At 62.0% G+C, this 12,722-nt stretch carries 17 protein-coding genes; 15 read left to right on the top strand and 2 right to left on the bottom strand.

Annotated elements, in window-relative coordinates:
- The first annotated feature begins 33 nt into the window (after positions 1–33).
- The 15 genes from ACW9H9_RS16215 to ACW9H9_RS16145 all read left to right on the top strand — a co-directional run bounded on the left by ACW9H9_RS16215 (position 34) and on the right by ACW9H9_RS16145 (position 10,825).
- The gene (locus ACW9H9_RS16215) at positions 34–975 is read left to right on the top strand and encodes a ribose-phosphate pyrophosphokinase (protein WP_457344232.1); all 942 of its coding nucleotides are present in this window, start codon (positions 34–36) and stop codon (positions 973–975) included.
- A gap of 137 nt (positions 976–1,112) precedes the next feature.
- Positions 1,113–1,706 carry a 50S ribosomal protein L25/general stress protein Ctc gene (locus ACW9H9_RS16210; RefSeq protein WP_457344231.1) on the top strand — a complete coding sequence of 198 codons (594 nt, stop codon included), beginning with the start codon at positions 1,113–1,115 and terminating at the stop codon, positions 1,704–1,706.
- A gap of 165 nt (positions 1,707–1,871) precedes the next feature.
- Positions 1,872–2,456: an aminoacyl-tRNA hydrolase gene (gene pth / locus ACW9H9_RS16205; protein ID WP_457344230.1), complete on the top strand. Its 585-nt coding sequence runs from the start codon at positions 1,872–1,874 to the stop codon at positions 2,454–2,456.
- A gap of 22 nt (positions 2,457–2,478) precedes the next feature.
- Positions 2,479–3,579: a redox-regulated ATPase YchF gene (ychF, locus tag ACW9H9_RS16200; protein ID WP_457344229.1), complete on the top strand. Its 1,101-nt coding sequence runs from the start codon at positions 2,479–2,481 to the stop codon at positions 3,577–3,579.
- A 332-nt stretch (positions 3,580–3,911) separates the two neighbouring features.
- Positions 3,912–4,835 carry a sigma 54-interacting transcriptional regulator gene (locus ACW9H9_RS16195; protein WP_457344228.1) on the top strand — a complete coding sequence of 308 codons (924 nt, stop codon included), beginning with the start codon at positions 3,912–3,914 and terminating at the stop codon, positions 4,833–4,835.
- Positions 4,836–4,990: 155 nt separating this feature from the next.
- Positions 4,991–5,164, top strand: a complete 174-nt coding sequence (locus ACW9H9_RS16190) for a hypothetical protein (RefSeq protein WP_457344227.1) — start codon at positions 4,991–4,993, stop codon at positions 5,162–5,164.
- Between the two features lie 72 nt (positions 5,165–5,236).
- On the top strand, positions 5,237–5,587 hold the full coding sequence (locus tag ACW9H9_RS16185) for a hypothetical protein (RefSeq protein ID WP_457344225.1): 351 nt from the start codon (positions 5,237–5,239) through the stop codon (positions 5,585–5,587).
- Positions 5,588–5,594: 7 nt separating this feature from the next.
- Positions 5,595–6,350, top strand: a complete 756-nt coding sequence (gene sctJ / locus ACW9H9_RS16180; RefSeq protein WP_457344224.1) for a type III secretion system inner membrane ring lipoprotein SctJ — start codon at positions 5,595–5,597, stop codon at positions 6,348–6,350.
- Complete coding sequence (locus tag ACW9H9_RS16175; protein ID WP_457344223.1) at positions 6,347–6,892, top strand: type III secretion protein; 546 nt, start codon at positions 6,347–6,349, stop codon at positions 6,890–6,892. The genes sctJ and ACW9H9_RS16175 overlap by 4 nt, the downstream gene beginning before the upstream one ends.
- Positions 6,870–7,460 (top strand): type III secretion system stator protein SctL, encoded by a 591-nt coding sequence (sctL, locus tag ACW9H9_RS16170; protein ID WP_457344222.1) that lies wholly within the window; start codon positions 6,870–6,872, stop codon positions 7,458–7,460. The genes ACW9H9_RS16175 and sctL overlap by 23 nt, the downstream gene beginning before the upstream one ends.
- A 70-nt stretch (positions 7,461–7,530) precedes the next feature.
- Positions 7,531–7,749 carry a hypothetical protein gene (locus ACW9H9_RS16165; protein WP_457344221.1) on the top strand — a complete coding sequence of 73 codons (219 nt, stop codon included), beginning with the start codon at positions 7,531–7,533 and terminating at the stop codon, positions 7,747–7,749.
- Complete coding sequence (locus ACW9H9_RS16160; protein WP_457344220.1) at positions 7,736–8,143, top strand: type III secretion protein; 408 nt, start codon at positions 7,736–7,738, stop codon at positions 8,141–8,143. The genes ACW9H9_RS16165 and ACW9H9_RS16160 overlap by 14 nt, the downstream gene beginning before the upstream one ends.
- 14 nt (positions 8,144–8,157) lie before the next feature.
- Positions 8,158–10,287, top strand: coding sequence for a type III secretion system outer membrane ring subunit SctC (gene sctC / locus ACW9H9_RS16155; protein ID WP_457344219.1), 2,130 nt, complete (start codon positions 8,158–8,160; stop codon positions 10,285–10,287).
- Positions 10,284–10,487 carry an HrpT family type III secretion system protein gene (gene hrpT / locus ACW9H9_RS16150; RefSeq protein WP_457344218.1) on the top strand — a complete coding sequence of 68 codons (204 nt, stop codon included), beginning with the start codon at positions 10,284–10,286 and terminating at the stop codon, positions 10,485–10,487. The genes sctC and hrpT overlap by 4 nt, the downstream gene beginning before the upstream one ends.
- Positions 10,484–10,825, top strand: a complete 342-nt coding sequence (locus tag ACW9H9_RS16145) for a transcriptional regulator (protein ID WP_457344217.1) — start codon at positions 10,484–10,486, stop codon at positions 10,823–10,825. The genes hrpT and ACW9H9_RS16145 overlap by 4 nt, the downstream gene beginning before the upstream one ends.
- 3 nt (positions 10,826–10,828) lie before the next feature.
- Here the strand turns inward: ACW9H9_RS16145 and sctU are convergent, their stop codons facing one another.
- Both sctU and sctT read right to left on the bottom strand, forming a co-directional pair.
- Positions 10,829–11,926, bottom strand: a complete 1,098-nt coding sequence (gene sctU / locus ACW9H9_RS16140) for a type III secretion system export apparatus subunit SctU (protein ID WP_457344216.1) — start codon at positions 11,924–11,926, stop codon at positions 10,829–10,831.
- Positions 11,923–12,714, bottom strand: coding sequence for a type III secretion system export apparatus subunit SctT (sctT, locus tag ACW9H9_RS16135; RefSeq protein WP_457344215.1), 792 nt, complete (start codon positions 12,712–12,714; stop codon positions 11,923–11,925). Before sctT ends, sctU begins: the two co-directional genes overlap by 4 nt.
- Between the last annotated feature and the right edge of the window lie 8 nt (positions 12,715–12,722).

Below are 12,722 nucleotides of genomic sequence, written 5' to 3'. Positions count from 1 at the left end.
ATCCAGGTTACCCTCAGCCTCTAGGTACTGCGCGTGTCCAAGATGATGGTCTTTACGGGGAACGCTAACCCCGATCTGGCTCGGCGTGTCGTACGTCAGCTGCATATCCCTCTCGGTGACATCTCTGTCGGTAAGTTCTCCGACGGCGAAATTACTGCAGAGATCAATGAAAACGTCCGCGGTAAAGATGTCTTCATTATTCAGCCGACCTGCGCTCCGACCAACGATAACCTGATGGAACTCGTCGTGATGGCTGATGCCTTCCGCCGCTCCTCAGCGACTCGAATCACAGCTGTAATCCCTTACTTTGGTTATGCCCGTCAGGATCGCCGTCCGCGTTCTGCGCGCGTTGCAATCAGCGCGAAAGTCGTCGCTGACATGCTGACCGTGGTAGGCATCGACCGTGTACTCACGGTTGACCTGCACGCCGACCAAATCCAGGGGTTCTTCGATATTCCGGTAGATAACATCTACGGCTCGCCTGTATTGGTCGATGACATCGAAGACCAGCGCTTTGAAAACCTGATGATCGTGTCCCCGGACATTGGTGGCGTCGTGCGTGCACGGGCTGTCGCCAAATCCCTGGGCGTGGACCTCGGGATCATCGACAAACGCCGCGAGAAAGCCAATCACTCTGAAGTGATGCATATCATCGGTGATGTCGAAGGGCGTACCTGTATTCTGGTCGATGACATGGTCGACACCGCCGGCACCCTGTGCCACGCGGCCAAGGCCCTGAAAGAGCACGGTGCAGCCAAGGTCATCGCCTACTGCACACACCCTGTGCTGTCGGGTCGTGCGATCGAGAACATCGAAAACTCCGTGCTGGACGAACTGGTGGTGACCAACACCATCCCGTTGTCTGCCGCTGCTCAAGCCTGTACGCGTATCCGTCAACTGGATATCGCACCGGTCGTTGCCGAAGCGGTCCGCCGCATCAGCAATGAAGAATCGATCAGCGCGATGTTCCGTTAAGGCTCACGCCTTCGAAGCACCGCACTGACGAAAAGCGCCCCGCCCCAACCGACTGTTGGGGCGGGGCTTTTTTGCCCATATCGAGTTTGGCGCTGGTCGCAAACGCCGCTCGATGATGGCTATTTTGGAGATACAAAATGACTGACTTTACTCTGAACGCCCAAGCGCGTACTGACCTGGGGAAAGGTGCGAGCCGCCGCCTGCGTCACGCCGCCAACATCCCTGCCGTTGTATACGGTGGCAACAAGCCTGCTGAATCCGTGACCATCCTGGCCAAGGAAATCGCCAAGCTGTTCGAAAACGAAGCGGCCTACAGCCACGTGATCGAACTGAACGTTGATGGCACCAAGCAAAACGTCATCGTTAAAGCCATGCAGCGTCACCCAGCCAAGCAGTTCATCCTGCACGCTGACTTCGTACGCGTTGTTGCTGGCCAGAAACTGACTGCCCAAGTGCCTGTTCACTTCATCAACGAAGAAGCAGCTGTCAAGAAAGGCGGCGAGATCTCCCACGTTGTGAACCAGATCGAAGTTTCTTGCGAAGCCAAAGACCTGCCTGAGTTCATCGAAGTTGACCTGGCTAACGCCGAAGTCGGCGCCATCATCCACCTGTCGGACCTCAAAGCGCCAAAAGGCGTTGAATTCGTGGCCCTGGCTCACGGTGATGACAAAGCGGTTGCCAACGTTCACGCGCCACGCGTTGCTCCAGAAGCAGAAGGCGCTGCAGAGTAATTCACTCTGTAGAGCCGGAGCTTGAGGAAACATCGCGGACCGGAACGTAGCGAAAAAGCGGGCGAGAACGCGACGTTTACTGTTAAGTAAATGAGCTTTTATTGTTCGCTTATGCCGCCTGTGCCGAGCGATGTTATCCACAACTCCAAAGGAAGGGCCCCTGTCGTGACTGCCATCAAACTGATCGTTGGCCTGGGAAATCCAGGCGCCGAATACGAACAGACCCGGCATAACGCGGGGGCCCTTTTTGTTGAGCGCGTCGCCCACGCGCAAGGTGTGAACCTGGTGGCCGATCGCAAATATTTCGGCCTGACCGGACGCTTCTCGCATCAGGGTCAGGATGTTCGCCTGCTGATTCCCACCACCTACATGAACCGCAGCGGCCAGGCCGTGGCGGCACTCGCAGGGTTCTTCCGGTTCAAGCCCGAAGAAATCCTGGTGGCCCATGACGAACTGGACCTGCCACCCGGCGTTGCCAAGCTTAAACAAGGCGGCGGCCATGGCGGCCACAATGGCCTGCGCGACATCATCGCGCAGTTGGGCAATCAGAATACGTTCCACCGCCTGCGGCTTGGCATTGGCCACCCGGGCGTTGCCAGTATGGTTTCAAATTTCGTCCTGGGTCGTGCGCCACGCGCCGAACAGGAAAAACTCGATGCCAGCATCGACTTTGCCCTCGGCGTGCTGCCGGATATCTTCGCCGGTGAATGGAACCGCGCGATGAAAAACCTGCACAGCCAGAAGGCCTGACTCTTACCCGAGGGGAAACACCATGGGATTCAATTGCGGCATCGTCGGCCTGCCCAACGTCGGCAAGTCCACCCTGTTCAACGCGCTGACCAAATCCGGTATCGCCGCCGAGAACTTCCCCTTCTGCACCATCGAACCGAACAGCGGCATCGTGCCCATGCCGGATTCGCGCCTGGACGCCCTGGCGGCCATCGTGAACCCCAAGCGCATCCTGCCGACCACCATGGAATTCGTCGACATCGCAGGCCTGGTTGCCGGTGCCTCCAAGGGTGAAGGCCTGGGCAACAAGTTTTTGGCCAACATCCGCGAAACCGACGCCATCGCCCACGTGGTCCGCTGCTTTGAAGACGAGAACGTGATTCACGTCTCCAACAGCGTCGACCCCAAGCGCGACATCGAGATCATCGACCTGGAACTGATCTTCGCCGACCTCGACAGCTGCGAAAAACAGCTGCAGAAAGTTGCGCGCAACGCCAAGGGCGGCGACAAAGACGCCGTGGTCCAGAAAGGCCTGCTGGAACAACTGATCGCGCACTTCACCGAAGCCAAGCCCGCCCGCAGCCTGATGAAAAACATGGGCGCCGACGAAAAGGCCGTGATCAAGGGCTTCCACCTGCTCACCACCAAGCCCGTGATGTACATCGCCAACGTGGCCGAAGACGGTTTCGAGAACAACCCGCTGCTGGACGTGGTCAAGGCGATTGCCGAAGAAGAAGGCGCGATCGTGGTGCCGGTGTGCAACAAGATCGAAGCGGAAATCGCCGAACTCGATGACGGCGAAGAAAAAGACATGTTCCTCGAGGCCCTGGGCCTGGAAGAGCCGGGCCTGAACCGCGTGATCCGCGCAGGCTACGAGATGCTCAACCTGCAGACCTACTTCACCGCCGGTGTCGAAGAAGTCCGCGCCTGGACCGTCAAAGTCGGCGCCACCGCGCCACAAGCGGCCGGCGTCATCCACACTGACTTCGAAAAAGGCTTTATCCGCGCCGAAGTGATCGCCTACAACGACTTCATCCAGTACAAGGGCGAAGCCGGTACGAAGGAAGCCGGTAAATGGCGCCTCGAAGGCAAGGACTACATCGTTAAAGACGGCGACGTGATGCATTTCCGTTTCAACGTCTAAGCGCTGCACGCTCCCCCCCTAAAAAGCCGATGCCCTGCATCGGCTTTTTTTATGGGCGCACCTAATAGCCGAGCCTTAACTTTCTAGTTATTTAGGATATTCCCTACTTTGCCGGGGAACACTTCGCTCTACAAATAACTTAATAATTGCCCACTATGACCCTTCACTGTTTTCAGACACAAAAGTCATCTCTTTCCCCTAATTAACCACGATGACAACCATGATGAATTGCGCTTTACTGGCCGCTCTTTCCAACGCCCACCGTCTATGACCGCCCGCTTGATGTTGTTTCGCATCAGCTTGCAAACCCACACTATTGGAGCAGTAGCAATATGTCGGTCCCCTGTCAGAACGAGGACGTTTGCGATCACCCGTTCGCTGAATGCCCCAGCATAGAAACGACGGTGCAAAATACCGCCCGGCGCAATATCGATATCCTGTTGCTCGGCGAAACCGGCACCGGTAAAGACACACTCGCACAGCGTATTCATCGCCTCTCCGAACGGCGTGGGGGCTTTGTGGCGGTCAACTGCGCCGCCATCCCAGAAAGCCTCGCCGAGAGCCAGCTGTTCGGCGTCAACAGCGGAGCCTTCACCGGCGCGATGCAATCGCGGGCCGGGTTCGTGGAAGCGGCGCACCTGGGCACCCTGTACCTGGATGAAATCGACAGCATGCCCCTGACCCTGCAAGCCAAGCTCTTGCGGGTGCTGGAGGCCCGCGGCGTAGAGCGCCTGGGCTCGACCAAGTTCATCACCGTGGACATGCGTGTGATCGCCTCCGCCCAGCACTCCCTGCACGAGATGGTCGAAGCGGGCACCTTTCGGCGCGACCTGTATTTTCGCCTCAACGTGGTCAGCATCAAGCTGCCGCCCCTGCGCGAGCGCCGCGAGCAGATCATTCCACTGTTTTTGAACATGGTCCGGTGCGAAGCCGACAACTTTAAATGCGCCGTGCCCCTGCCGCCCAGCGGCCTGCTGCAACAGCTGCTGTTTCATCACTGGCTGGGCAACGTGCGCGAACTGCGCTCCAGCGCCAAACGCTTCGTGCTGGGCCTGCCACCGCTGCCATCGCCCCTGCCCGAGCCTGACGAGGGCGAGCCGAGCCTGCGCGAGCGCCTGCAACAGATCGAGAAACTGCTGATCGAAGAAGCCCTGCGCCGTCACGATCACAACGTGGACGTGGTCGCCCTTAACTTGGGCATGCCTAAACGCACGCTGTATCACCGAATGAAACAGTTGGATATCGCCCTGAGTTAAGCCCTTTTAAAAAACAAGAAACAAGCAGAAACATTGGCGATTAAAGTTAAAGGAACTGTGTCCCGCGCACGCGCCACCTATTGCCGAGCCAGTGACTCATTCGCACTAAGCGATGGCTCGACAATAAACCCCACACCGTAATAGAGGCTTATGTTATGGAAACTAATTCACTGACCCCCGCTGCGGGAAATTTCTCCCCCGCCACTGAAGAAGCACTTGAACGTGTTCGCGTAAAACGCGAGGCCGCCACCGTCAAGTCGGCAGAAGCCGGTCTTCATTCGGAAATACTCGCCGCCACAAAAGTGAACATGGAAAAACTGAGGTTCTGACCCGCCGGTTTCCTCTATTGCGTAATAGAGGAAACCTTTTACCGCGCCCTTTACACAATGTCGGAGTTCCAGATGCTCATCAAAACAGAGCCCCTTGCTCAAGCCAGCCGTTCCGCAGCCCAGCCCCCACTGCCCGAACTGGATCAGCAGGCCGACGTGAGCTTCTTCAATGCCCAACTCGCCGCACCTGGGGCCGCCCACTCGGCCGTCGGCGCCAATGCACTGGTCGATCGCTCGAACCAGTTGCAGACCTTGTCCAAACGCGTCACCCGGGGGCTGCGCGACCTGAGTGCCAACAAGATCACCAAAGATACCCGCGAGATCAGCAAGACCCTGTCCAATGCCCACCAGCAACTAGCGGTCACCGTGAAAGTGGTCAACAAGTCCGTACAAATGGTCGAGAAACTCACCAACCTGCAATAGGTCGCCTATGCTCCGCTGGCTCACCACCGCCCTGCTCCTCTCCCTGACCTTGCAGCTTGCCGGCTGCGGCGAATCCGTGGAGCTGCACCGTCAGCTCTCGGAACAGGAAGCCAACGAAGTCATCGCCGAACTGGCAGACAAGCAGATCCGCGCCCAAAAGGTGCCCGCCAAAGACGGCGTGGTCGTGCGCGTCAAGGCCCAGGACATTGGCCGCGCCGTCCGCACGCTGGAAGCCGCCGGGCTGCCGAAGGTTGCGCGCTCCACCCTTGGCGAGATCTTTCGCAAGGAAGGCGTGATTTCCACGCCGCTGGAGGAACGCGCCCGCTACATCTACGCCTTGTCCCAGGAGCTGGAAGCCACCCTGTCGAAAATCGACGGTGTGATCGTCGCCCGGGTGCACGTGGTGCTGCCCGAACGCATCGCGCCGGGCGAGCCCGTGCAGCCCGCGTCAGCCTCGGTGTTCATCAAGCACGACCCGCGACTGGAGCCCGACAATATCCGCCCCCGTGTGCGCCGAATGGTTGCCAGCAGCATCCCAGGGATGGCCTCGGCGGTGGACAACGCGCAAAAACTCACCGTGGTGTTCGTGCCCGCCGTGGCCTATCAGGAACAACAGCAGATGGGCTACTTCGGCCCGTTCCTGGTGCCCGCGGACGACCTCGCCTTTTGGCGCAGCAGCCTGGGCGCGCTCGTGCTCAGCACGCTGCTGGCGGGCGCCGCGCTGGTCGTCTGGCGCCGCCGCGTCGCGCACACCGCCCCATGACCCCACAACAGGCCTGGGCCCATTGGTGGGCCAGGCCCTGGACCCATTCCCCACAGGCCTGGCCGGGCCTGCCGCCTACGCTGTGCCGCAGCCGCCATGCCCTGGCCAGCCGCACCCTGGGTATCGCGCCGTGCCTGCCGGTGGAACCTTCACCGGTCCTGCTGCAACTGATCCTCGCCAGCGCGCCACAACGCGACCTGATGCTGATGCTGGTCGACTGCGTGTTTCGTCCCACCCACTTGAGCCAGCTGGACGAAGAGCAACAGATGTGGTGCCTGCGCCTGGCCAAGGCCATGCCGCCCGACCCGGTGCTGACCGGCATCGACGACCCGCTGCACTCCTTACGCGCCTGGGTTGAACCCGCCGTGTGGGAGCGCCTGCGGCTGCTGTTTGCCCGGCCCCGGGTGCGGGCGCTGGAACAACATCCCCGGTTCGCCGACAGCCATGGCCGCCTCGGCACGCTGTGGCAGGCGGTCATCTGGCGCGTGAGCCCGGCGCCTTCACCCAGGAGCGATTGCGATGTTATGCCGACGCACGATTGAGCTGCCCCCCCATACCCCCAGGCTCCCCTCGCCGCTGATCAACCGCGAACTGCTCGCCGACGCAGCCCAAGCCGCGCAGTTGCTTGAACGCGCCCGGGCGCAGGCCGACGCGCTACTCGTCGAGGCGCAGGCCCGGCAGGCGGCGCTGCTGGAGAGCGCCTGGCTGGACTTCTGGAGACAGGCCAACGCCCAGCTCCTGCGCTGGGAAAACCAACGCCAGGCCATGTGCGACCAGCTTGAACAGATCGCCACCACCGTGACCCACCAGGCCATCCGCAACCTGCTGGACGAGTTGCCCCCGCCCCACCGCGTCAGCGCCCTGCTCAAGCACCTGCTGGCCACGCACATCCCCGCCACCCAGGCCACCCTGCTCTGCAACCCCCACGACCGCGAAACCGTGGAGCAGTGGCTGGGCATCCACAACGATGTGCCCTGGAACCTGCGCCCCGAAGACAGCCTGCCCCCGCACACCCTGATGCTGGAAACCGACGAGGGCGGGATCCGGGTCGACTGGACCTCGGCCCTGGACAGCCTGCTGATGGCCGAAGCCGAGCACCCAAGGCGTTGATCGACGTGCGATGGAACTGGTTACAAACAGGGCGCCACACAGTCAGCACATACCCCCTGGAGGCAGATCGATGAGCTTTGACTACCGCATACAAGCCGGGCTCTACCGGCAATTGGACAACGCCACCAAGCGCCTGGAGCACATTACCCAAAGCGGCCTGGCGCCCCAGGAAAAACTCGAGGCCATGGCCGACGAGCGATTTTTCATGGTAGCCAGCATGTCCGCCAGCTCCACCTACACCCACTACCTGAACGAAAAAGCCAAAGTCATCATCGATGGCATCCAGTGAAGGCCGCGGCCTGTTCGCCGGTGTATTGAGCGGCCACGTACAACAGCACTCGCTGTTTGAGGACGACCACGAAATACACCTGCAACGCGTCCAGGACAGCCTTTTGCTCAAGGTGCAACTGACGCGCGACGGGCTCGACAACCTCCCCCTGCAAACCTGGATGCGCCCGGGCCAGGCCAGCCTTGCGCACTTCGCCGGTGCCCTGGCACTTGCGCCCACCCGCGACCAGCTCTGGCTGTTGCAGCGCTTGCCCGGGCGCTGCCCCGAAGACCACGTGCTGACCTGCCTGCAAGCCTTGCTCAACCAACGCGATGCCTGGCGCGCCACCGTGACACGCCTGGCCAGGCCCGCCCCCAAACCAGGCTTCACCTCGTTGCGCCCGTCGCCGTACTAACCCGAGAACCCTTGATGAATAACAAGACCTACAAACGCAACCGTTTGGGCCCTGATGCGCCCGCCACCACTCCCTGGCGCTGGCTCGCCGTGCTGCCGTGGCTGCTGGCACCGCTGCCCGGCGCCCACGCGGCGGTGCCACCGGAATGGAAAAACACCTCGTATGCCTACGAGGCCGAGCACAAGCCCATCCGCGACATGCTCGAGGACTTCGCCCAGACCTTTGGCACCCAGGTGCAGATCGACGGGCTGCTGGAGGGCAACGTCAACGGCAAGATCCGCGCAAAGACGCCTCAAGCCCTGCTCGACCGGCTGGGCGTGGAACACCGCTTCCAGTGGTTCATGTACAACAACACCCTCTACATCAGCGCCCTCGACCAGCAAGAATCGGCGCGCCTTGAGGTGTCCACCGAAACCGTGGCCGACCTCAAGCAGGCGCTCACCGACATCGGCCTGCTCGACAGCCGCTTCGGCTGGGGCGAGTTGCCAGACGACGGCGTGGTCCTGGTGTCTGGCCCCAAGCGCTACATCGAACACATCAAGCACTTCAGCAGCCAGCGCAAGGCCCCCGACGAAAAGCAAAGCGTATTGAGCTACCCGCTGCGGTTCGCCAATGCCGTCGACCGGCTGGTTGACTACCGGGGTGAAAAAATCACCATCCCAGGCGTCGCCAGCATGCTGCGCAACCTGCTGGAACCGCGCAGCGCCAGCCACATGGGCGCGCCATCGGCCCAGCGGCCTGCGCCGGTGGTGTCGCCGCTGGCCCAGGACCTGCCGCGCCTGGCCAACCCGCTGCTGGGGCAGATGCTCGCGCCGCCCGGCAGCCTCGACACCTTCACCCCGGGCGTGAGCGTTTCCCCGCGCGCCAGCGTGCCGGCGGGGCGTATCCGCGTGGAGGCCGATGTGCGCAACAACGCCGTGCTGATCTACGACCTGCCGGAACGCCAGGCCATGTACCGCGACCTGATCGCCCAACTGGACGTGGCGCGCAAACTGGTGGAAATCGACGCCATCATCCTCGACATCGAGCGCACGCAACTGCGCGAGTTCGGCGTGAACTGGGGCTTCCAGAATAGCCGCTTTCGCACCTGGGCCAACAACCTGGCACCCGGTACTTCCACGCAGTTGAGCATCGATAACCGCGAACGGTTCTATGCCGATGTGCGCGCCCTCGAGGCCCGCGGGCTGGCGAGCATGGTGTCCAACCCGTCGGTGCTGACCCTGGAAAACCAGCCCGCCGTGATCGACTTCAACCGCACCCAATACCTCACGGCCGGCAGCGAAAACGCGACCATCCTGCCCATCACCGTCGGCACCAGCTTTCAGGTGGTGCCCCGGGTGATCACCAGCCGTGGCAACCACCAGATCCACTTGGCCGTCGACATCGAAGACGGCAACTTCGACGAGTCCAACCCCCAGCGCCTGGGCCCTGATGTGCGGCGCGGCAAGGTCAGCACCCAAGCGGTCATGGCCGAAAAGCGCTCACTGGTGGTGGGCGGTTTTCATGTGACGCAAAACAGCGACAGGCTCAACAAAGTACCGCTGCTGGGGGACATCCCGCTGCTGGGCAAGGCGCTGTTTTCATCCACCGAGCGCCAGAACAATCGGCGCGAGCGCCTGTTCATCCTTACCCCCCGGGTGATCGGCGATCAGGCTGACCCGTCGCGCTATTTGCCCCCGGACGACCAGGTCGAACTGCAAGCCGCACTCAAACCACTGGCCCGGCGCGTGGCGCCGCACGCGCCGGTGGTCAAGCGGGCCGACATCACCTTTACCCTCGCCAACCTGGTCAGCGGCAACGTGCCCACCGGCTTCAAACTGGCGCCGATGCCGCTGGGCATCGAAACGCTGTGCAACACCCGCGACCTGCTGGCCCTCAACACCGAGCGCAGCCAGTGGTATGCCGGGCCGCAGTTCAACGTGGCGGTGGTGGTGCTGCGCAACCAGTACCCGCGCAACGTGCGCATCGACGAGCGCGAATGCAGCAACGCCCAAACCCTGGCCGTGAGCGTCTGGCCCCGCGCCTGGCTACGCCCGGGTGAAGAAGCCGAGGTGTTCATCGCCATGCGTCCCGTGGTCAAGGACGAACACATCAGCGTGCCCCGCCCCTCCCTCATCACCCCTGCCCGGAACCGTGCGCCATGAATAAAACCCTCCCCGCTGTGACCCTCATTGGCCTGGCTGCGCTCATGGCCGGTTGCACCCCCACGTGCAAGGGCGACTCGTGCTCCCGCCCACAATCGAGCGCCGACACGCTGGTGGTCTGGTGGCCGCCACAGATGCGGGTCGACCCCGGCCCGTCGGGGGAACGCGCCGACTACCAGACCGTCTCGCTGGAACGATGACACCTGCACTGCCACCGGCCGCCGATGCCCGCGCGGCCTTTGTCGACGGGCGCGACGCACACCTGGCGCTGTCGCCGGGTCTGTGCGTGCGCCGCCTGAACGCGGGCCTGGCGTTGCAGATCACCCCCCAGGCGCTCATGCCGGGCCAGGTGCGCCGCATCATGGCACGACGCTTCGAACAGCCGCTGGCCTTCGACGGCTGCTTTGTCTACCTGGACGCCGACGGCGCGCTGGTGATGTGGCAGGCGTTACCCGCGCCTGCCCGTGTGGAGGACGGCATCAGCCGCCTGCTCTCGCTGGCCGGCCTGGCGGCACTGGACGCCGGCACGCCGTACTGACACTCAGCGCTGTTCGAGTTCGGGCAGCTCCAGGGTGTGCCGCTTGGCCTCGTCATCCAGCTCGCGCAGGGTGCGGTAGATCAGCGCCACGGCCTGCAAAGTGTCGCGGCTGATCGCCTCGCCAAGCGCTTGCCGGTGCAACGTGCGCGCCAGCCACACGCATTGGATCACCGGCACCTCGGCCGCCTTGGCGCGCTCGATCAACTGGCGGGCCACGGCGTCGGTGCCTTTGTCCACCAGCAACGGCAGCGGCGTCTCGCCCGGGCGGTAATACAGGGCCACGGCAAAGTGCGTGGGGTTGACCACCAGCATGTCCGACTCCTCAAGCTTGGGCAGCTTGACCTTGGGCTCTTCCTGGGCCAGCTCATAGGCCAGGGAACGCCGTTGGTTCTTCACATGGGGGTCGCCTTCCATGTCCTTGTATTCCTTGATCAGCTCCACCTGCGTCATGCGCATCTGCTTGGCGAAAAAATACTTTTGCAAGGCCAGGTCAACCAGCGCCAACACCAGCAACAGCCCCAGGCACACATGCAGGACATGCCGAAACAACGCGATCAGCGCGGCGATGTAGCCGGGCAGGTCGCCGCTGGTCAAACCGATGAGCGCGCCCAGCGACGGGCCCACGGTCACGTACAAAATCAACGACAAAAACAGCGCCTTGACCACGCCCATCAGCAGGTTCATCAAGGACTTGGCCGAGAACATCTGCTTGAGCTGGCTCAGTGGGTTGAGCCGGTTGAAATCGAGCTTCAATGCCTGGGGCGCAAACAGGAAACCGAACTGCATCCAACTGCTGATCAACTTGGACACGATCGCCACGGCGGCCATCAGCAAGGCGAACCCCAGAAACACCACGGCGGCGTCCACCACCACTTCCTGCAAGGCCCGCACGAACGGCTGGCCGAACCGCTCCATGGGAAACATCATCAGTTGCTGCAGGCGCAACAGGCTGGTGTCGGCGGTGAACAGCGCGATCTCGCTGATCACCGTGAGGGCCAGTAACTTGCCCATATCCTGGCTTTGCGCAACCTGGCCTTTTTTGCGTTGGTCGCGCAGTTTCTTGGCGCTGGCAGGGTGTTTTTTCTCGCCCGAATCGCTCACGGCAGCACCGCCCGGAACATCAGGCCCAGGGCATGCCGCAGGTCGCCCAACTGGCTCATGCGCCCCACGATCAAGTCCTGCAAGGTGGGCAGGTACACCAGCAAAAACGCCAACCCCGCCAGGCTCTTGGCTGGCATCGACAGCACCATCACTTGCAGCTGCGGGCTGTACAGGCTGAGCAGGGCAATCGCAAATTCGATCAACAGCAACAGCGCAATGAACGGCGCGGCGTAGAGGGTCATGTGGGTGAAAGTGTCGCTGAGCACTTGCAAGAACGTGCTGAACCCGTTGGCCGCCAGCACCGGCAACCACGCGGTCGGCGGCCAGATCAGATAGCTGTCCCAGATCACCTGAGTCATTGCGCCCAGGCCCAGGGTGACGATCAGCAAAAAGATGCTCAACTGCTTGAACAGGTGCCCGATAGGCGTCGCATCTGGGCCCAGCGAGGGGTTGAGTTGCCCGCCAATCAAGGCGCCGCGCTGGTTGTCCAGCAACGCCCCCACGCCTTCAAACAACCAGAACGGCATCGACAGCAACACCCCCAGTAAAAACCCCAGCGCGACCTCTTTGAGCGCCAGCCCGACCACCAGCAGCACGCTCAATTCCTGGCCCATCAACACCGCATGAATGCCCGGCATCGGCAGTAACGCCAACACCACAACGATCACGTGCCGCGGCATGCCCCGCAGGTGGTTGAAACAGAACGCGGGCACCAGAAACGCACAGGGATAAATACGCGCCATGCCCAGCACCAGGCTCGGCAGGTATTCAATAAAGGGCACATTCACGGGCACCT

This window comes from Pseudomonas sp. SDO5215_S409 (assembly GCF_054071325.1).
The sequence above is the reverse complement of the archived record's forward strand: the minus strand, read 5'-3'. Positions and strand labels throughout refer to the sequence as shown.

Excerpts from the sequence above, each read along its gene's own strand:
- ACW9H9_RS16210 (WP_457344231.1), top strand. The coding sequence starts at position 1,113 with ATGACTGACTTTACTCTGAACGCCCAAGCGCGTACTGACCTGGGGAAA.
- ychF (WP_457344229.1), top strand. The coding sequence starts at position 2,479 with ATGGGATTCAATTGCGGCATCGTCGGCCTGCCCAACGTCGGCAAGTCC.
- ACW9H9_RS16195 (WP_457344228.1), top strand. The coding sequence starts at position 3,912 with ATGTCGGTCCCCTGTCAGAACGAGGACGTTTGCGATCACCCGTTCGCT.
- ACW9H9_RS16190 (WP_457344227.1), top strand. The coding sequence starts at position 4,991 with ATGGAAACTAATTCACTGACCCCCGCTGCGGGAAATTTCTCCCCCGCC.
- ACW9H9_RS16185 (WP_457344225.1), top strand. The coding sequence starts at position 5,237 with ATGCTCATCAAAACAGAGCCCCTTGCTCAAGCCAGCCGTTCCGCAGCC.
- sctJ (WP_457344224.1), top strand. The coding sequence starts at position 5,595 with ATGCTCCGCTGGCTCACCACCGCCCTGCTCCTCTCCCTGACCTTGCAG.
- ACW9H9_RS16175 (WP_457344223.1), top strand. The coding sequence starts at position 6,347 with ATGACCCCACAACAGGCCTGGGCCCATTGGTGGGCCAGGCCCTGGACC.
- sctL (WP_457344222.1), top strand. The coding sequence starts at position 6,870 with ATGTTATGCCGACGCACGATTGAGCTGCCCCCCCATACCCCCAGGCTC.
- ACW9H9_RS16165 (WP_457344221.1), top strand. The coding sequence starts at position 7,531 with ATGAGCTTTGACTACCGCATACAAGCCGGGCTCTACCGGCAATTGGAC.
- ACW9H9_RS16160 (WP_457344220.1), top strand. The coding sequence starts at position 7,736 with ATGGCATCCAGTGAAGGCCGCGGCCTGTTCGCCGGTGTATTGAGCGGC.
- sctC (WP_457344219.1), top strand. The coding sequence starts at position 8,158 with ATGAATAACAAGACCTACAAACGCAACCGTTTGGGCCCTGATGCGCCC.
- hrpT (WP_457344218.1), top strand. The coding sequence starts at position 10,284 with ATGAATAAAACCCTCCCCGCTGTGACCCTCATTGGCCTGGCTGCGCTC.
- ACW9H9_RS16145 (WP_457344217.1), top strand. The coding sequence starts at position 10,484 with ATGACACCTGCACTGCCACCGGCCGCCGATGCCCGCGCGGCCTTTGTC.